The following is an 18,779-nucleotide window of genomic DNA, read 5'->3' on the forward strand; positions in this document are numbered from 1 at the left end:
GCCGCGTTCAAGCCGACCGCGCGTCGAAGCTCGTGAACGCGGGGTGGACGCGGATCGCGTCGGCGCGGTCGAGCTCGTCGAGCATCGCGGTGGCGGCGGAACGGTCGGCCGCGACCGCGAGGACGGCGGGGGCCAGGGTGACGAGGTCGTCGGGGCTGGTCGCCCGCGCGAGCGCGGGCACGCGCAGCTCGAGCGCCGCGGCCAGGTGCCCGAACCCGGCCAGCTCGACGACCACCGGCGCGAGCGCGGCCGGCCGCATCGGCTCGACGCGGGCGAGCTCCCGCGCGACCTCGATCGGGTCGGTGGCGAGGTAGGCCTGCACGAGGCCGGGCTGGACGTCGCGGATCAGCGAGACCAGCGCCTCCTCGCCGACGAACGCGCGCTCCAACGGGCATGCCATCTCGGGCATGTCCGAAAGCGCGTGAGGCCGACCCGCCTCACGGCGCCGGCTGGACGAAGTGGTCGCGGCTGCGGACGGTGGTCCAGCGGTCGAAGATCGCCAGGGTCTCGGGGTCGGCCTCGGCGAGCTTCTCGAACAGGTAGTCCTGGATGCCCTTGTGGACCGCGCAGACGTTGCTCTCGCGCATGCGGCCGAAGATCGAGCCCTGGCTCTTGTGGTTGAAGCTCGGGATCGTGCCGCAGTAGGGCTGGTAGGTGCAGTGGACGCAGTCGGGCTGGCCGTCGAGGTTGGAGGCGATGGTCATCGCCCGCACCGTCTCGTGGCCGACCAGCTCGCGGAAGCTGCTGGTGCGCACGTCGCCGAGGTGGAACGTGTCGTCGCCCATCTCGTGCAGCATGCGGCCCTCGTCGCAGGTGAACACCTTGCCGTCGTAGTTGTAGGCCAGGGCGCCGATGCCCGCGCCCGAGGGGCTGCGCAGGTCGAGGAAGTTGGGGTCCTCGCCGCGCAGCACCTTGGTGAGAAAGATGCTGGCGTAGCGCTCGAGGATCTGCACGCCCTGCTTGTTGAGCTCGATCATGTAGTCGACCGCGCGGCGGTAGAACTGCATGAACTCGCCGCGCGGATACTCGAGCCGCTGGCGGGTGCGGTCGGCGAAGCCGAACGGGTCGATGGCGCGGAGGAACAGCGCCTTGCAGCCGAGGCCGACGTAGGTGTCGACGACCTCCTTCCACAGCGGCAAGGTCTCGCGCGTGGTCGTGAGCAGGGCCTCGACGTGGTAGAGCGTCGGGTCGAGGCCGCTGGCGCCGTAGGCCTCGTTGATCCGCTTGATCCAGCCGACCGCGCGCTGGTGGGCGTCCTGGGTCGGCAGCTTGCGCTGGGCGTTGTGCAGCTTCTCGGGCCCGTCGATGCTGGTGCACAGCTGGACCCGGTGCTGCAGCAGGTACTCCAGCTTGGCCTCGTCGAGCAGGGCGAAGTTCGAGACCATCGTGAACTGCAGCCGCTTGCCGTGGGCGCGGTTCTGGTCGACGGCGTACTCGATGGCGTGCTTGACGACGTCGAAGTTGACGAGCGGCTCGCCGCCCTGGAACTCGATGGTGATGAACGGGTTCGGGCTGCGGAACACCAGGTCGATCGCGCGCTCGGCGGTCTCCCGGGTCATGTCCGTGTGGACCTGGTCCATGTTGGCCCGCGAGGCGTGGCAGTAGACGCAGGTCTCGTTGCAGCGCAGGGTGACGACGAGGATGTGCAGGTTGGGCCCGCCGGCGAGGAAGCTCTTGCGGGCCCGGATCCGCTCGGCGGCGGCGCGCACGTCGTAGTGGGCGCGGAGGAAGTTGCCGGCCTTGAGGCGGGCGTGCAGCTCGCTGTCCTCGGGGACATGTCCCTCGACGAAGGCGGCGAACTCGGGGGCGGTCAGCAGCAGCCAGTTGCCCTCGAGGTTGGTGACGAGGATCTTGTCGCCGACGGCGCGCCAGCGGAAGTAGGCCTGGGTGCCGGCGCGCGGGCGCAGCTGCACGAGCGAGGGGGCTGGCGGAAGGGACAGGTTCACTTGGCGCCTCCGCGCTGGACGGTGAGGCCGAGGGCGTGGTTGCCGAGCTCGCCGCGCAGGCGGCGGGCGAGGTTCGGGTCGCTCGGGCGCATGCGCACGACCCAGTGGTCCTCGGTCTGCTCGAGATCGAAGGCGGCGAAGCGGGCGAACGCCTTGACGGCCTGGTCGACGGCCTCGCCGCTGTAGAGCTGGCGGGAGAAGCGGAGCTCGTGGACGTCGCTCACGGCGCGCCCTCGCTCTCGGGCTTGGGCGACTTGCGGCCGTGCTTCTCCTCCCACGACATGGCGATCCCGAGCGGGTCGTCGAAGCCCTGGTCCCTGAAGTCGAACTTGGCCAGGTCGTCGAGGCTGGGCTGGCCCATCGCGCCGGCCAGCGCCTGCATGGTGGCGGTCTCGATGAGGACGCGGTTGTCCTGCGCGATCTGGTGGCGGAAGGCGCACGACAGCAGCTCGTTGGCGAACTCGCCGATCAGCGCGCGCAAGGCCTCGGGCGCGGCCGCGCCCGACTTGGCGGTCAGGACCACGCGCACGCGCGCGGGCTCGGGCCTGTCCAAAAAGACATAACAGCGATCGATGAAGACGTAGGCGGCGCCGTAGATCGCGGGGAGCGGGTAGAGCTCCTCGTCGACGAGGAAGTGGACGGCGGCGGCCTGCTCGTCGGCGACGACGAGCCCGGCAGGGGCGCCTTCGATGGACGTGGTCATGACGCCGGGCACGATATCACGCGGCCGCGCGCTCACGAGCGCGGCCGCGAGAGTTGAGACACGGGCTTCACGCCGAGGACAGGTCGCGGCGACCTCCGCGCGGAGCGGGCCGCGGATCGAGGCCGCGAGCGGGCCCGGCTTCGGGCCGTGGAGCCCCGTGGTAAGGCCCGCGACGCGAGCCCTCGTCGCCGCCTGAAGGCGCGGGGCGTCCGTCCGCGGCTAGGTGTGCGCGCCGGCGACGCCGGCCTGGACGCCCGGGCCGAGGCGGCGGGCCTCTTCGAAGGCGCCGTGCACGAGCGGGGCGTAGCGGACGACGTCGTAGGCGACGCGGCGGATCCGGTCGGCGACCATGTTGTTGACGAGGTTGCCCTCGGCGTCGAAGTCGACCGCCCGCGCGGCCACGTGGTACGGCAGGGTGAAGCCGTGGCACCAGGCGAAGCTGGTCTTCACCGCGGTGATCGACATGTCGCCGCCGCCGCCGCCGGTGACGGCGAGGACGCCCGCGAACTTGCCGGCGAGCTCCTCGTAGAGGAAGTCGAACCAGTTCTTCAGGCAGCCCGACATGTTGCCGTGGTACTCGGGCGTGCAGAGGATGAAGCCGTCGGCCCACGCGGCGTGGCGGCGGATCGTCTGCACGCCCGGCAGATCGTCCTGGCTGCGGTCGCCGTAGACCATGACGGGGAGGGTGAGCTCGTGCAGCGAGACGACCTCGACCGTGGCCCCGGCCGACGCTGCGGTCTCGGCGGCGAGGCCGACGACGGCGTGGACGCGGCTCTCGAGCCGGCTGGAGCCGCTGACGATCGTGATCTTGGCGCTGCTGCCCGCGGTCACGGCGCGAGCATAGCGGACCGGCGAACGCTGCTCTACACTGCGACCGCGTGAGCGACCGCGGCGAGCCGACAGTGGCGGGATGGGGCAACCTCGCGGTGCCCGGCCGCGAGGTGCTGAGCGAAGACCTCGAGCGCGCGACCCGGGCCGCGGTTTTGAGCCGCGGGCTCGGCCGCTCCTACGGCGACTCGTCGCTGCCCCCGCCGTCGCGCCGCGAGGTGGTGGGAACGCGCCTCGCCGACCGGATCCTCCACTGGGACGGGCGCACGGGGCTGCTCCGCGCGGAGGCGGGCTTCTCGCTGTGGGAGTTCAACCGCCTGTTCCTGCGCCGCGGGTGGTTCATCGGCTCGACGCCCGGCACCCAGTTCGTGACTCTCGGCGGCATGGTGGCGTCGGACGTCCACGGCAAGGGTCACCACAGCCACGGCTGCTTCGGTTCGCGCCACGTCCGCTCGCTGCGCATGCGCCTGCCCTCGGGCGACCTGGTCGAATGTTCACCAGAGCGCGACCCCGAGCTGTTCTGGGCCACGATCGGCGGGATGGGCCTGACGGGGCACATCCTCGAGGTCGAGTGCCAGACGCAGGCGATCCCGTCGCCGTGGATCTGGAGCGAGTCCGAGCGCGTCGACGACATCGACCAGTTCATCGACGGGCTCAAGGAGGCGGGCAAGACGTGGCCGTTCACCGTCGGCTGGATCGACTGCCTGTCGCGCGGCAAGCACATGGGCCGCGGGCTGCTCGATCGCGGGCGCTGGGCCACGCCGGAGGAGACGGGCGGGCGTCCGCTGCCGGTCACGCGCCGGCTGACGCTGCCGTTCATGTTCCCTGAGTGGGTGCTGCGCTGGCGGCTGACCACGCAGGCGTTCAACACGATGTGGTACTGGCGCCACGTCCCGCGGGTGAAGAAGAAGTTGTGCCACCCCGACAGCTTCTTCTACCCGCTCGACGCGATCCTGCAGTGGAACCGGATCTACGGCCGCCGCGGGTTCACGCAGTACCAGTGCGTGCTGCCCGACGAGGCCGGCCGCGGGGCGGCCCGCCGCTTCCTCGACCTGCTGACGCGCCGCGGCGGGGCCTCGTTCCTGTGCGTGATCAAGGACGCGGCCGCCGAGGGGCAGGGGATGCTCAGCTTCCTCCGGCCCGGGATCTCGATCGCGGTCGACTTCGCCGTCCGCGACGACACGCAGAAGCTCGTCGACGCGCTCAACGAGCTGGTGATCGCCGAGGGCGGGCGCATCTACCTGTCGAAGGACGCGTTCACCCGCCCGGAGCACTACGCCGCCATGGACCCGCGCCTGCCGCGGTTCTTGGCCGTGCGCGACCGCCTTGACCCGCAGCGGACGATCCGCTCGGCCCAGTCGGTGCGGATGTTCGGCGACCCGCCCTGAGGCTGTTTAAAAGAGCATGTGCTTTTGGGCATGTCCGGAAGGACCGGACGCCTGGGGCATGTTGCGAGGGACAGGCTGGGATGTCCTCTCCGACATGGTGCTCGAGGTATGTCGTGCAGGACATGTCATGAGGAACAGAGCTTGGTGTCCTCCTGGACATGTCGTGCGGGGCATGTCGTAGAGAGCATGTTCGCGCGGACGGCACCAGGGTCGCCGGCGGGAGGCGGCGCGCCCGCGCGCGGCGTCGAGCGCCGGACCCGTGGGACGGCGCCGGCGGCGTGTCCTCGTCCATGTGCGGCGGCGCTGCGCGGGCCGCTCCGGGGTTCAGCGGCGGTGGCGGCGGTCGACGGCGGCGAGGCGGGCGACGCCGTCGCGGCCGCGGTCGCCGGGGTCGGTGGTGAACCAGGCGCGCAGGATCTCGTCGGCGAGGTCGTCGGTGAGCAGGCGGTGCGACAGGCACAGCACGTTGGCGTGGGTCCACACGCGCGCGGCGGCGGCCGTGGTCGCGTCGGTGCAGAGGGCGGCGCGGATCGTGGCGACCTTGTTGGCGGCGATGCAGGTGCCGGTGCCGGTCCAGCAGAGGAAGATCCCCTCGTCGCTGGTGCCGGCGGCGACGGCCTCGGCAGCGGCCTCGACCGCTTCGGGCCACGAGACATCGGCGCCGGTGAAGGAGCCGAAGCGCACCGGCGTGTGGCCGTGGATCTCGATGAGCCGCAGGAGCGCGGCATGGACGGGGTAGGTCTCGTCGGCGCAGACTGCGATCTTCACGACCCTCCCACGTAGCGCGCGCGGGCCGGAACGCAAGGACCTTGCGCGCGTGCGCGGCACCTGCGAGCCTCCCCAAGCATGCGAGTGGTGTTCCTCGGAGCCACCAAGGGGATGGGCCGCGCGCTGGCGCGACGCATGGTCGAGCGCGGTGATCGACTGTTCCTGCTCGGGCGCGAAGCAGAGGAGCTGCAGCGCAGCGCGGCCGACCTCGCGGCCCGTCACCCGCAGCATGCGCCGGTCGGGACGCACGCGTGCGACCTGGCGTCGTCGGCGACGTTCGCGGCGGCGCTCGACGCGGCCGAGGCGGACCTCGGCGGGTTCGACACGGTGGTGGTGACCGCGGGGCTGTTCGCCACGCAGGAGGCGATGGAGGCCGACGTCGCGCTGGCGGAGCAGGTGCTGGCGGTCGACTTCACCGGCACGGTGGTGTTCTGCGAGCACGCGCGCAAGCGCCTGCTGGCGCGCGGCGGCGGGACGCTGTGCGTGTTCTCGTCGGTGGCCGGCGAGCGCGGCCGCAAGCCGGTCGTGCTGTACGGCGCGGCCAAGGCCGGGCTGTCGCGCTACCTCGAGGGGCTCGACCACAAGTTCCGCGCCCAGGGGCTGCGCACGGTGACGGTCAAGCCCGGGTTCGTGAAGACGGGGATGACCGCGGGCCTGAAGCCGCCGCCGTTCGCCGGCGAGCCCGAGGCGGTGGCGCAGCAGGTGCTGCGGGCGATCGATCGCGGGCTGCCGGTCGTCTACACGCCGTCGATCTGGCGCTGGGTGATGCTGGTGATCCGCTGGCTGCCGCGCTTCGTGATGCGCAAGATCGGGTTCTGAGCGGCGGCGGGGCGCTGGGCGCCGCGAGAGGAGCGGCGGGCTCCGACCGGTGGAAGGCGTCGAGCGCGGCACCGACCGTCCAACGTGGATGTGGCGCGAGGTCGACATCGAGGTGTTCGACGGCTCTGCCTGACCGACGAGGAGGGCCACGCGCTGGCCGCCCGGCCTCCGCGGCCGTGGCCTCGAGGTCCGACGTGATGGGAGGGACATGTCGCGGGGAACATGCCCTCTCGGGCATGTCCGTTCGCACATGCCTCGAAGCTCAGGCCGCGGCGAGGCGGGGCAGCCAAAGGATCACGGCGGTGCCGCCGCCCTCGCGGGCCTCGATGCGGAGGTTGCCGCCGTGGGCGTCGATGATCTCGCGGCACAGGGGCAGGCCGAGGCCGGTGCCGGTGCGCTTGGTCGAGTAGAACGGCAGCAGGACCTTGGGCAGGAGCTCGGGCGGGATGCCGGGGCCGCGGTCGAGGACCTGGATCTCGTCGCCCTCGCGGTGGGCGCGGAGGCGGAGGGTGACCTCCTCGGGCGGGCCGCCGGCCTCGACCGCGTTCTTCAGCAGGTTGATCAGGGCCTGCTCGATCTGGCTGCGGTCGACCGCGTTGACGGTGTTGAGGTCCTCGGGGGCGGCGTCGATCTTGAACTGGACCAGCTCGTCGAGGCGGTCGATGAGGCTGCGCCACTTCGTGCTCTCGAGCCGCGGGCGCGGCAGGCGGGCGAACTGGGTGTAGCCCTTGAGGAACTCGCCGAGGTGCTTGCTGCGTTCGGAGATGGTGTCGATGATGCGGTCGAGGCGGGCGTCGCGGGCCTCGGCGGCGTTGATCAGGCGGGCGGAGTGGAGCAGGGACGAGATCGGCGCGAGGGTGTTGTTGATCTCGTGGGCGATCAGGCGGATGACCTTCTTCCACACCTCGACCTCCTGGCGCGCGAGCTCGCGGGTCAGGCGCTTGAAGGCGTAGGCGGTGTGCGGCCGGCCGCTGATCTGGACGTTGCGCATGACGAGGTGGTAGGCCTCGAAGTCGCCGCCCTGGTGGTCGACGGTGAAGATCGAGTCGCGGCCGCGGCCGACGGCCTCGCGCAGCTCGTTGGGCAGGCTGGTCAGGAGGTCGGCGAAGCGGGCGCCGACCAGGCGGCTGTCAGGTAACTTGAGCCATGTCTGCGCGGCCAGGTTGGCGTAGTCGACGGCGCCGTGCTCGTCGCACAAAATGTAGGCGGTCTCGGTGACGGCGAGCAGGGTCTCGAGCAGGACCTCGCGCTCCTCGAGCTCGAGCTTGGTCTGGCGCAGCTCGGACAGGTCGGTGATGACGCCCTCCATCGCCATCGGCTCGCCGGCGGCGTCGAGCACGCCCTGGCCCTGGGCCCACAGCCACTTGCAGGCGCCGGAGGCGGTGTGGAGGCGGTAGGTGACGCGGAACGGGCGGCGGTCGGCCAGGGCCTGCTGGACCTGCTCGCGCACGCGGTCGCGGTCCTCGTGATGGACGAGGCCGGCGAAGTGGACCCGGCCGGAGGTGAACTCGTCGGGGGCGTAGCCGGTGAGGTCGTAGCAGCCCTCGCTGATGAACTGCATCGACCACTCGGGGTCGTTGGCGCAGCGATAGACGACGCCGGGGAGGTTGGCGAGCAGGGTCTGGAGCGAGCCCTGGCTGTCCGAAAGGGCAGGTACGACGCGCTCGCGCAGCTTGAGCGCGGCGGAGATCCGGGCCGAGAGGACGGCGCGGCTGCACGGGAGGACCGCGAAGTCGCTGGCGCCGGCGCCGACGAGGGCCTCGGCGCGCCCGTCGTCGTCCGTGAGCGCGAGGATCGGCCGCGGCAGCTGGGCCAGCGCCTCTTCCACGCCGACGAGGTCGCAGGTGTCGAGGATCGTGAGGCCGATCCGCGCCCGGTCGTAACCGGTCGTGAGATCGGTGACGTGCACGACGGGGCGGCCGCGGGCGCGGAGCAAGCTGTGGAGGTCGTCGAAGAGGGCCGGGTCGCGGGTGACGACCAGGACGGCGGGCGAGACGTGTGGATCGGCGGCTGTCACGGAGGGGGCCCGAGGCGCTGCGGGGGCCGGCGAGCGCCGGTCCCGGGCGACAGGGTACCCGCCCGCTTCCGCGGTGAGAAGTCGGCTCGTCCAGGTCGCGGCCACGCGGGTGAAAGACGGCCGAAACGGGGCTTTACGGCCGCGTCCGCCGCGGGTAGCGTGAGACCATGTTGACTTTCGTCGCTGGTCTGTCGCTCGCGGTCGCGTCGCTGTCGCTGGAGGACGCGGCCGGGGCGCCGCTGCCCCGTATCGTGCCCGGCGCGCCGCTTTCGGCCGACACGCCGTGGGCCGTGGCGCCCGCCGACGGGCCGCGCAGCTACCTGGAATCGCTGTTCGGCGAGGGCTACGACCCGACGCTGGTGGCCCCGCTGCGCGACGGCAACCTGGTCTACGACGGCGAGAGCCTGGCCCGGAGCGTGCTGGAGCAGCAGGGCCTGCCGCTGCCGGCGCTCGATCATGAACCCACGGCGGGGATCCTCTACCTGGCGATGGACGGGGTCACGCTGCGGCCCCAGTGCAACGGGTTCCACCCGCAGAGCGCCAACGCGGCGCTCAACTGCTCGCCGCTGGTCTCCAAGGAGACGGTGTTCCCGAAGCCGCCCGGCGGGGAGAACACCAAGGCGGTGGTGCTCCAGGAGCTGCAGAACTACTACGCGGCGTACAACCTGGTGATCACGACCAACCGCCCGCCCGACTACCTGCCGTACACGATGGCGGTGATCGGCGGGTCGTCGCAGAACGCCGGCCAGAGCAACGGCGTGTGCGGGATCGCCAACGTCGCCTGCGACGGGGCCAAGCGCAACCACGTGTCGCTGTCGTTCCCCGACAGCTGCGTCGGCGTGACCGCCGAGGTGGCGGCGCAGGAGACGGCCCACAACTGGGGCCTCGAGCACACCGACGTGCAGCAGGATCTGATGTACCCGTTCGTGATGGGGGCCAACTCGTTCCGCGACGAGTGCATGGACATCTCGCACGCGACCGGCAACGGGGTCACGCAGTGCACGTACGTCCACGAGCTCTACTGTCCCGAAGGACAGGGCGAGCAGCAGAACTCGCACGGCGAGCTGCTCGGGGTGTTCGGGCCGCGCGCGGCCGACACGGTGGCGCCGGAGATCCTGAGCGTGTCGCCGGCCGACGGCACGGTGTTCACCGTCGGCGAGTCGTTCCTGGTGACCGCCGACGTGACCGACGACAACAACATGCTCGGGGTCAAGTGGAGCTGGCTCGAGGGCCTGCCGCCCGACTTCGCCGACACCGGCTACTCGCGCTGCACCAACGACGTGTGCAACGACAAGTACGCGGCGTGGCGGCCGATCGACGACCCGTGGGACTTCATCCAGCTGACCAAGCCGCCCGCGGGCACGTACACCTTCAAGATCGAGGTGATGGACGCGTACGGCAACGCCGACAGCGAGACGTTCTCCGTGACGGTGCAGCCGGCCGAGGGCTCGACCACCGGGGACCCGGGCACCTCCGGCGGCGAGGAGACGACCGGCGGCGAGGAGACGACCGACGGGCCCGCGCCGACCACCAGCGACGGGACGTCCGACGGCGACGAGACCGGCGCGAGCGATCCGAGCGGGGGGAGCGGGGTCACCGGCGCGACCGGGGCCAGCGGGCTGACGGGGGGCGACGGCGGCGACGACGGCTGCGACTGCCGCACCGACGACGGCCCGCGAGCCTCGTGGCTGCTGCTGCTGGCCGGGCTCCTGCCGCTGCGCCGCCGGTCCCGGCGCGCGTGAGCGGGGGCGGAGACTCCGAGGCAGGGGCGGGCGCGGGCGACCGGTCGGGCGCTCGGGGCCGCGTGCCGGATGTCGCTCGGGACAGAGGCTTGAGGACATGTCGCCTCGGAAAGGTTCGAAGGGGCATGTCCAGGCAGACATATCGGTTCGGAAAGGTTCGAACCGCGTGTCGAATCGGGCCGCGATGAAGCGTGGTGAGCGGCGGGTCGGTCGCGTCGGTCTCGGTGCAGCCGCAGGACGGGACCTTCCCCGCCGTCGGAGGCGCGGTCGCGGACGGGGCGTGCCGGTCGCGACGCGGGCCACCCGACCGCGAGGTCATGGGGTCTGACACCGGCGTCGTGAGCGGGCGGAGGTCCGGGGCCGGGCTGCGCAGGCTCGCAAGGCCGAGCGCGCGCGCCGGCGGGGAGACGGGCGTCGGCACGTCGCATGCACCTCGCCGGCGCCCATGGCTGCCAACTCTGCTGCGATCCAAGCAATGACCCTCGCGCTGGCCGGCGCGGCCCTGATGCCGAACGAGGCCGAGGCCTGCTCCCCTGACCCCTGCGGCTACATCGATGCGTGGAGCTCGCTCGAGGCGGTGAGCACGACGATCCCGGTCGACGGCGTGCTGCTGTTGCAGGGGGCGCGTCACGGCTCGTCGCCAGAGGCGGACTGGCTGGACAAGGTCGACCTGACGGTCACGCGCGACGGGCAGCCGATCGCCGGCGCGGTCGAGGCCGCCGGGGTGCGCAACGTGCTGCTGTGGCGGCCGGCCGAGCCGCTCGAGCCGGGCGAGTACAAGGTGGTCGGCAGCGTCGACAACCCGGACGAGATCCCGTACTACGATTGCGCGCCCGAGGAGCTGGCGCTCGACTTCGGGTTCACGGTCGAGGCCGAGGCGGCGGCGCCGCTGAGCCCGCCGAAGGCCACGGTCTCCGAGACGCTGCTCGTCGACGACAGCGACGACCTCGAAGACTTGGTGTGCTGCGACGGGGCGATGCCCTACAGCTACGCGTTCGACTGCGGCGGGTCGGGCTTGTACGTCGAGTGGACCGAGGGCTTCTGCGCGCCGCAGCGCGCGTTCGGCTCGCTGCAGCTGCATGTCACGGTCGAGGTCGATCTGCCGGCGTCGACCAATGCGCAGGTGGTGCGCGAGCTGATGGTCGACGGCACGCCGTTCCGCCCGGATTTCCTCGACGCGCTGACGGTCCGCGAGTCGAAGCCGTTCTGCGTGGCGGCGCGGCTGCGCAACCTCGCCACGGGCGAGACGGCGCTGTCCGAAGAGACATGTCACGGGGCCGACGTGGCGGCGCAGCTCGGCGACCACGCGATCGATCCGGCGCCGGCGCTGAAGGCCGAGTGCGCCGAGGGGGCCTACACCTGCGCGGTCGCGGAGGACGGGTGGAACTGGGATCCGGCCAACTGCACGCCGTGGCCCGCGGGGGAAGAGACGACGAGCGACACCAGCGGCGACCCGACCGAGGGACCCACGACCGACGGGCCGGGCAGCGAGGGCTCGGACGGGAGCGAGGGCAGCGACGGGACCGAGGGCACGGACGGGTCCGAGGGACCGGCGTCGGGCGGGCAGGACGGGCTGGTCGATCACGGGTGCGCATGCGACAGCACGACCCCGAGCCCGCTCGGCGCGCTGATGCTGATCGGGCTCGGGCTGCTGCGGCCGCGCAGACGCAGGCGCGGGCGCGGGTGAACGGGGCCTCGGGACGCGCGGCGAGCGGCGCAGGCCGCGGCCGAGGGGCGCGCCCGCGAGCGAGGGACGTGCCTCCGGCACCCGCGCGCTTCGAGCGAGCCGGCGACGTCTCGCTCCACGGGCGGCACCTGTTCGATGGACATGTTCGTCGCGAGCGCGTCGCTCATGTCCGTCGCGACATGTCGACAAAAGCATGTCGTGATGGCCATGCCTTATTCACCATGTGCTGAAAAACATGGATTTTTTGCCATGTTCGATCGGTCCGGTTCATCGGGCCATGGCCGTTCGGTCAGGTCTCGTCGTCGCGGCCGGGCTCCTGGCGCACGCCGAGGGCGTCGGCCTTGCGGGCCTCGGCGCGGCGGCGGGCCTGGTACAGGCGCACGCCCTCGACGGTGATCCGGCCCACGGGCGGCGCATCGGCGGCGCGCGGGGGCGCGGCGGCCGGCTCGGTCGTCACGGCGGTCCGCGCGGCGCCGCGGCGGCGGAACTCCTCGCGCCAGGAGGAGAGGGTGCGATCGGAGACGGTGGGGTCGCTGGGGTCGTCGAGGATCGCGCGTACGATCGGCTCGGGATCGACGAACTGCGGGGCGAGCTCCCGAGGGTCGTAGGCGGCGCCGCGATCGAACAGGCCGCCGCAGATCGGGCGCAGGCGGCAGACGCCGCACGCGGGCGCGTAGAGGTGGCCCCAGGCGGTCTGGCGCACGGTCTGCTTGTCGTCGAGGAAGTGGACCACGCGCTCCTCGCCCTTGACGATCTTGCGCGTCTCGGTGCTGGCCCACGCGAACTCGCCCATGTAACACAGCGGGACCTTCTCGACGCGGAAGGTCCGGCCGCTGGCGTGCAGCAGCCGCATGGCCCGCGAAAGCGACAGCTCGAATTGCTCGAGCCGCGGGACGAACTCGGCCTGGTTGACCTCGGCGCGGCCCATCGACGGGTCGAGGTTGTTCCACACGAAGTGGCGGACGTACGGGTGGTGGGCGAGGAAGTGGCGGATGTTGCGATCGAGGTGGTCGGCGTTGAGGCGGTTGATGACGCAGTTGACGTGGACGTCGATGCCGACCTCGTGGGCGCGATCGAGGGCGGCGAAGGCCCTGTCGAGGGTGCCGGGGGCGCCGCGCAGGCGGGCCTCGATCTCGGGGACGACGGAGTAGATCGAGACGTGGACGCGTCGGACGCCGGCGTCGGCGAGGGCCCGCGCGAAGGCCGGGTCGGCCAGGCGCGTGCCGTTGGTGATCAGGCGGACGTCGAGGCCGCGGCCGCTGGCGTAGGCGGCGATCGCCGGCAGCTCGGGGTGGAGGGTCGGCTCGCCGCCGGTGAGGATGACGCCGAAGTAGTCGCGGGCGACGAGGTCGTCGACCAGCGCCTGCATCGACTCGAGGGTGTGGACGTACGGCGTGGCGGGGTTGCTGCAGAACCCGCAGAAGTGGTTGCAGTGGCGGACGACCTGGATGTACCCGAGGTTGGCCATCAGCGCCCGCGCAGCGACATGGCGATCTTGAGGATGTCGGTGAGCACGCCGGCGGCCGTGACGGCGCCGCCGGCCCCCGCGCCCTGGACGAGCAGCGGGTAGGCGCGGTGGCGGTCGGTGGTGAAGGCGACGAAGGCCTCGGTGCCGCGCAGGCGCGCGGCCGGGTGATCGGGCTCGACCTCGACCGGGCCGACGCGCACGGCCGGGGCGCCGGCGGGGGCCGAGGGGTCGATCTGGGCCAGGTAGCGGAGGACGCGGCCGGCCTGGCGCATGCGCTCGATGCGGGCGGCGACGGCCTCGTCGTGCTCGGCGAGGGCGAGGAAGAACCGCTCGAGGTCGTCGTGGCCGAGCGCCGCGGAGGGGGCGAACGGCTCGATGGCGACGGCGTCGAGGTCGAGCTGCATGCCGAGCTCGCGGGCGAGGATCAGGGCCTTGCGCGCGACGTCGAGGCCGGAGAGGTCGTCGCGCGGGTGCGGCTCGGTGTAGCCGCGGGCGCGAGCGTCGCGGACGGCGTGCGACAGCGGGACGCCGCGCGACAGCTCGCCGGCGAGGTAGCCGAGAGTGCCGGAGAAGCTGCCCTCGATGCGCAGGATGGTGTCGCCGGTGCGCACGAGGCCCTTGAGGGTGTCGATGACCGGGAGGCTGGCGCCGACGGTGGTCTCGTACTCCCACCGGCGGTGCCGCGCGCGCGCGAGGTCCATGAGACCCTGTCTCTTCGGCCATGGCGCGGCGAGCGGGCGCTTGTTGGCGCCGACGACGTGGATCCCGCGCGTCAGGGCGGCCTCGTAGATCACGGTGGTGTCCTCGGCGGTGCAGTCGACGAGGATCGGGACGGGCAGGCGGCGCAGGCGATCGAGCAGGGCGGGGATGTCCGGAGGGACATGCGACTCCTGCAGCCGGACGTCCCAGCGCGCGAGCGGGATGCCGGCCGGATCGAAGACGGCGCGCCGGCTGTCGGCGAGGCCCGCGAGCTTGATCAGGACGTCCTGGTCGCCGGCGAGCGCCTGCTGCTGCGCGGCGAGCTGGTAGAGGAGCTCGCGGCCGACGGTGCCCTTGCCGAGGACGAGGAGGTTGACCTCCTGGGCGGCGAGGTTGAACGCGGCGTGGACGGTGCGCACGGCGGTGGCGGTGTCCTCGCCGTCGATGACGGCGGAGATCGAGCGCTCGCCTGCACCCTGGGCGCTGGCGCGGACGAGCACGCCGATCTGGCCGAGCGCGCCGAAGAACCGCCCGGCGACGTTGGGGGTGCGGCCCATGGCCTCGCCGACGAGGGTGAGGAGGGTGACGGGCTCGCGCACGCGGATCGGGGCGAGCTCGATCGGCTCGCCGTCGGGGTTGCGCCCGAACTCGGCGGCGAGGGCGGCCTCGGCCCGCGCGGCGTCGCTGCGGGCGACGGCGACGGCGAAGGCGCGGTCGCGCGGGGCGGAGGTGCCGACCCACACCGGCACGCCGGCGTTGGCCAGCGCGCGCAGGGCTCGCTCGCCGATCCGCTCGTGGCCGAGGCGCCGCCGGGTCTCGAGGTCGAGGAGCGCGAGGTCCTCGGTCGAGACGACGCACACCGGGTGCCGCTCGTCGCGGGTGCCGACGGCGTCGATCAGGGTGCCCGGATCGTCGGGGCGAGCGGTGTTGCGCACGCGCAGCGGGATCTGGGCCTCGATCAGCGGGGACATGGTGCGCGGGTGCAGGATCATGCCGAGGTCGCCGAGCTCGAGCGCCTCGGCCTGGCTGAGGTGCGCGACCGGGTAGGCCTCGAGCACGAGCTCGGGGTCGGCGGTCATGACCCCGGAGACGTCGGTCCAGATCTGCAGCTCGGCGGCGCCGAGGATCTGGGCCAGCAAGGCGGCCGTGTAGTCGGAGCCGTTGCGCCCGAGCGTGGTGGTGCGGCCGTCGCGGGTGCGGCCGAGGAAGCCGGTGTGCACGCTGACGGCGCCGCTCCACGCGGCCGAGAGGGCGCCGAGCTGCAGCGCCGAGGCGGCCAGGTCGGGGGTGGCCTGGCCGAAGCGGTCGTCGGTGACGGTCCAGTCGCGCGCGTCGACGCCGACCGCCGGGACGCCCCGCGCGGCCAGCAAGGTGCGCACGACCAAGACGCTGGCCCGCTCGCCGAACGACAGCGCGAGGTCGCGGGTCTGCAGGGTCCGCTCGCGCACGAGGCCGACGCCGAGCAGCAGCTGCCGCAGCGGGCGCATCAGCTCGGCGATCGCGGAGGACAGGTCCTCGGGGACATGTTTTAAGAGACCTGCCCGATCGAGCCTGTCCGTGAGGTCACGTGCGACGTTGACGACGAGCGCCTCGATGGCGTCGACGTGGGGGTCGCCGGGCAGGCCGGCGGCGGCCGCGTCGACGGCGGCGATCAGGCGGTCGGTGGTGTCGGCCATGGCCGAGACGACGACGGCGACCGGGCCGTTCTCGCGCTCGCGGGCGATCAGGTCGAGGGCCTGGAACAGGCGATCGGCGGCGCCGACCGAGCTGCCGCCGAACTTCATCACGCGGAACGGGCGGGCCTGGCCGGGTTCGTGCTGCGGCGTCATGCGCCGGCAGGATATCGGAAGCGGACCCGAGCGGGCAGGCGGCGCCGCGACCGGCCTGTGCCGCGCTTGCCGCCCGCCGCCCCCGGTTCAGCCGTCACCGACGCGGCTGGCCGCAGCGACGGGCTAGCGCCGCCGGTCCTCGGCCCGCGTGCGGCAGATGTGGTCCCACAGCGTCAACGCCTCGCCGAAGTTGACCTCGGCGTTGGCGTGGTGGCGGTTGTGGAACGCCGAGGTGTTGACGAACAGGCGCGGCAGCGTCGCCTCCAATGCGCGGAAGGTGACGCCGCAGTGCAAATAATAGTTGAGGAGGACGAATCCCACGACCAGGGCGACATAGGTCGGGCCGAAGTGGGTCGCCCACGGGAACGCGACCAGGAGGATCGGCCAGAAGGTCATGACCGACTCGACCGGACCGACGGCGAAGCCGGCGAACGGCGTGGGGTCGCGGTAGACGTGGTGCCCGCGGTGGAACGGGAAGAGCAGGCGGGTGTGCAGCAGCCGGTGCTTCCAGTACAGCCAGGCGTCGAGGACCAGCACGCCGAGCAAGGTCTGCCAGACGACGGCCGAGAGGCCTCCGGCCTCGGCCAGCGACCACACCAGGCCGATCGGCTCGCCGGCGTCGGCACGAGCCATCGGCCAGGCGGCGAAGCAGGCGGCGATCCAGGCGGCCAGGGCGGTGTCGCCGGCGCTGCGGCCGATCAGGGCGGCGCGCCGCCGCGGGCCCTGGATCCGCTCGCCCCGCCGCGTCGCGAACACGGTCGCGGCGCCCGCCCCGAGCAGCACGAGGCCGCCGACGGCGGCGAAGGCGAGCAGCATTGACTTGTACCAAAGGACAGGTCCGTAGGGACAGGCGAGCCCGGCGAGGGTGACGAGCAGCACGACGGTCCGGTCGACCGAACCGGCGAAGCCGCGGCCGTGGTTGGAGAAGACGGAGGCGTCGGCGGCGGGGCGGAGGAGGTCGGTGAGGCGCGGCATCGTCGCCCGGTCAGTGGATGAGATCACGGAGGCGCTGTCCAGGGGGGTTTCCTACGGTCCGTCGCCCGCGAAGCGTGCGAGAGGCCCGTGCGGTGGCGGCCGGTCGCTCGCCCCCACTCGCAAGGGGCGCGAGTCGACGAGCCGACGCTGCGAGAGGTCGCGCCCGAATGTCGCGCTGGCAGTGATGCAGCGCTCGCACCCGTCGCGGAGGGCAGGGATGCGGACGACGGGGCTCAGCAGGCGGGCTGGCGCTCGGGCGACGGCGAATCACGGCGTCGCGGACCGGAATTGCGATCTCGCGGCCGCCGCCTCGGCGAGGTCGCGTGCTCTCGCGGATCACCGGACCCTCGTGTCACACGTCGCTGCGCGGCGGCGCTGCGCCCTGCGGTCGCGGCCGCGCTTGACGCTCGTCCGGCGTGTGCCACAGTTGCCGCCCGACGAGCGGAATACCCATGCACATTCTGGTCACGGGCGCGACGGGGTTCGTCGGACGGGCGCTGGTCCTCCGATTGCTGCGAGATGGTCACCACGTGCGCGCCTGGGTGCGCTCGCCGCGGCGCGCGGCCGATCTGCTGGGCGCCGAGGTCGAGCTGGTGGCCGCGAGCGACGAGACGGCGCTGGTCCGCGCGGTGACGGGCTGCGAGGCGGTGATCCACCTGGCCGGCGAGTCGGTCGGGGTCGGACGGTGGACGGCGGCGCGCAAGCGCGAGCTCTGGGACAGCCGCGTGGCGCTGACGGAAAAGCTGGTGCGGGCGATCGCGGCGGCCGAGCCGCGGCCGCGCGTGCTGGTGTCGGCGTCGGCCGTCGGTTACTACGGCGACCGCGGCGACGAGGAGCTCGACGAGACGTCGCGGCCGGCCGACGACTTCCTCGGCTCGATGTGCCAGGCGTGGGAGGCGGCGGCCCGCAAGGCCGAGGCGCACGGGGTCCGGGTGTGTACGCCGCGGATCGGGCTGGTGCTGGGCCACGGCGGCGGGGTGCTCGGGGAGCTGCTGCCGATCTTCCGCGCCGGGCTCGGCGGACCGCTCGGCTCGGGCGAGCAGTGGTTCCCGTGGATCCACCTCCACGACCTGGTCGAGCTGCTGACGATCGCGGTGACCGACGCGCGCTACAGCGGGCCGGTGCTGGCGGTGGCGCCCCAGCCGGTCACCAACCTGGCCTTCTCGCAGGCGCTGGCCGAGTCGCTCGGCCGCAAGGCCCGCCTGCCGGTGCCGCGTCTGGCCCTGCGGGTCGCCAAGGGCGAGGCCGCCGACGCGCTGGTCGCCAGCCAGCGGGCGATCCCGGCGCGCACGCTGGCGCTCGGGTTCGAGTTCCAATTCCCGACGCTGCCGGCGGCCCTCGACGACCTGTTCGGCGGGCGCGACCGGCCCCACTTCGCGCCGGCCGAGATGGCGCCCCCGAGCCCGTATCTGGCCCGCCGCTCGCCGACGACGGTGCTGCGGCAGACGACCGTGCTGGCGACGCCGATCGCCGCGGTGTTCGCGTTCTTCTCGCGCGCCGAGAACCTCGGGATCATGACGCCGCGCGCGGCGGTGATGGAGATCCTGACGCCGCGGCCGCTGATCGTCGAGGCCGGGCGCCACATCGATTACAAGCTGCAGGTCGGCCCGGTGCGCGTGCGCTGGACCACCGAGTTCGAGCTGTGGGAGCCGGACCGCCGCTTCGTCGACGTGCAGACCCGCGGGCCGTTCGCGGTTTGGTGGCACGAGCACCGCTTCGCGCCGCGCGAGGACGGCGGGACGGAGATGGACGACACGGTCTACTACCGCCCGCCGCTCGGGCCGCTCGCCCGGCTCGCCGACGTGCTGTTCGTGCGCCCGCGGCTGCGCGAGATCTTCGAGTACCGGGCCCAGGCGATCCGCCTGCGCTTCGGCGCCCGCCCGGCCGGGGATGTCTGAAAGGGCATGTCT

At 72.7% G+C, this 18,779-nt stretch carries 15 protein-coding genes; 5 read left to right on the forward strand and 10 right to left on the reverse strand.

The annotated features are described in order from the left end of the window. Positions 1-7: 7 nt before the first annotated feature. The 5 genes from NAEX_RS43135 to NAEX_RS43155 form a co-directional block, all read right to left on the reverse strand. A complete protein-coding gene (locus NAEX_RS43135; protein WP_211302568.1) occupies positions 8-400 on the reverse strand; it encodes a hypothetical protein in 393 nt (130 codons plus the stop codon). A gap of 37 nt (positions 401-437) precedes the next feature. Further along, on the reverse strand, positions 438-1,946 hold the full coding sequence (hxsB, locus tag NAEX_RS43140) for a His-Xaa-Ser system radical SAM maturase HxsB (RefSeq protein ID WP_170136492.1): 1,509 nt from the start codon (positions 1,944-1,946) through the stop codon (positions 438-440). After that, complete coding sequence (locus NAEX_RS43145; protein WP_096333300.1) at positions 1,943-2,170, reverse strand: HxsD-like protein; 228 nt, start codon at positions 2,168-2,170, stop codon at positions 1,943-1,945. Before NAEX_RS43145 ends, hxsB begins: the two co-directional genes overlap by 4 nt. Further along, on the reverse strand, positions 2,167-2,649 hold the full coding sequence (gene hxsD, locus NAEX_RS43150; RefSeq protein ID WP_143140119.1) for a His-Xaa-Ser system protein HxsD: 483 nt from the start codon (positions 2,647-2,649) through the stop codon (positions 2,167-2,169). Before hxsD ends, NAEX_RS43145 begins: the two co-directional genes overlap by 4 nt. A 219-nt stretch (positions 2,650-2,868) precedes the next feature. Further along, positions 2,869-3,480 (reverse strand): NADPH-dependent FMN reductase, encoded by a 612-nt coding sequence (locus tag NAEX_RS43155; RefSeq protein WP_100792679.1) that lies wholly within the window; start codon positions 3,478-3,480, stop codon positions 2,869-2,871. Between the two features lie 47 nt (positions 3,481-3,527). On the opposite strand from NAEX_RS43155, the gene NAEX_RS43160 reads away from it, so the two are divergent. Further along, a complete protein-coding gene (locus NAEX_RS43160; protein ID WP_096333303.1) occupies positions 3,528-4,865 on the forward strand; it encodes an FAD-binding oxidoreductase in 1,338 nt (445 codons plus the stop codon). Positions 4,866-5,189: 324 nt separating this feature from the next. On the opposite strand, the gene NAEX_RS43165 is transcribed toward NAEX_RS43160, so the two are convergent. Beyond that, the gene (locus NAEX_RS43165) at positions 5,190-5,633 is read right to left on the reverse strand and encodes an RpiB/LacA/LacB family sugar-phosphate isomerase (RefSeq protein WP_096333304.1); all 444 of its coding nucleotides are present in this window, start codon (positions 5,631-5,633) and stop codon (positions 5,190-5,192) included. Between the two features lie 78 nt (positions 5,634-5,711). Here NAEX_RS43165 and NAEX_RS43170 point away from each other — a divergent pair, with 78 nt between their 5' ends. After that, entirely contained in the window at positions 5,712-6,452 is a 741-nt protein-coding gene (locus tag NAEX_RS43170) for an SDR family NAD(P)-dependent oxidoreductase (protein WP_096333305.1), read from the forward strand. 262 nt (positions 6,453-6,714) lie between these two features. Here NAEX_RS43170 and NAEX_RS43175 read toward each other — a convergent pair whose 3' ends face one another. Then, on the reverse strand, positions 6,715-8,469 hold the full coding sequence (locus NAEX_RS43175; protein WP_096333306.1) for an ATP-binding protein: 1,755 nt from the start codon (positions 8,467-8,469) through the stop codon (positions 6,715-6,717). 167 nt (positions 8,470-8,636) lie between these two features. Here NAEX_RS43175 and NAEX_RS43180 point away from each other — a divergent pair, with 167 nt between their 5' ends. Beyond that, on the forward strand, positions 8,637-10,211 hold the full coding sequence (locus tag NAEX_RS43180) for an MYXO-CTERM sorting domain-containing protein (protein WP_096333307.1): 1,575 nt from the start codon (positions 8,637-8,639) through the stop codon (positions 10,209-10,211). A 475-nt stretch (positions 10,212-10,686) separates the two neighbouring features. Then, complete coding sequence (locus NAEX_RS52565) at positions 10,687-11,898, forward strand: MYXO-CTERM sorting domain-containing protein (RefSeq protein WP_177325844.1); 1,212 nt, start codon at positions 10,687-10,689, stop codon at positions 11,896-11,898. 289 nt (positions 11,899-12,187) lie between these two features. Here the strand turns inward: NAEX_RS52565 and NAEX_RS43190 are convergent, their stop codons facing one another. From NAEX_RS43190 to NAEX_RS43200, 3 genes are all read right to left on the reverse strand, one after another. Beyond that, a complete protein-coding gene (locus NAEX_RS43190; RefSeq protein WP_096333308.1) occupies positions 12,188-13,366 on the reverse strand; it encodes a radical SAM protein in 1,179 nt (392 codons plus the stop codon). Further along, positions 13,366-15,894 carry an aspartate kinase gene (locus NAEX_RS43195; protein ID WP_096333309.1) on the reverse strand — a complete coding sequence of 843 codons (2,529 nt, stop codon included), beginning with the start codon at positions 15,892-15,894 and terminating at the stop codon, positions 13,366-13,368. Before NAEX_RS43195 ends, NAEX_RS43190 begins: the two co-directional genes overlap by 1 nt. A 123-nt stretch (positions 15,895-16,017) precedes the next feature. Then, positions 16,018-16,869 carry a sterol desaturase family protein gene (locus NAEX_RS43200; protein WP_096333310.1) on the reverse strand — a complete coding sequence of 284 codons (852 nt, stop codon included), beginning with the start codon at positions 16,867-16,869 and terminating at the stop codon, positions 16,018-16,020. 452 nt (positions 16,870-17,321) lie between these two features. Between NAEX_RS43200 and NAEX_RS43205 the strand changes: the two genes are divergently transcribed. Beyond that, positions 17,322-18,767, forward strand: a complete 1,446-nt coding sequence (locus NAEX_RS43205; protein WP_096333311.1) for a TIGR01777 family oxidoreductase — start codon at positions 17,322-17,324, stop codon at positions 18,765-18,767. The last annotated feature ends 12 nt before the right edge of the window (positions 18,768-18,779 follow it).

Origin of the sequence: Nannocystis exedens (genome assembly GCF_002343915.1) — a bacterium.
In the GTDB taxonomy this organism is placed as follows: domain Bacteria; phylum Myxococcota_A; class Polyangia; order Nannocystales; family Nannocystaceae; genus Nannocystis; species Nannocystis exedens.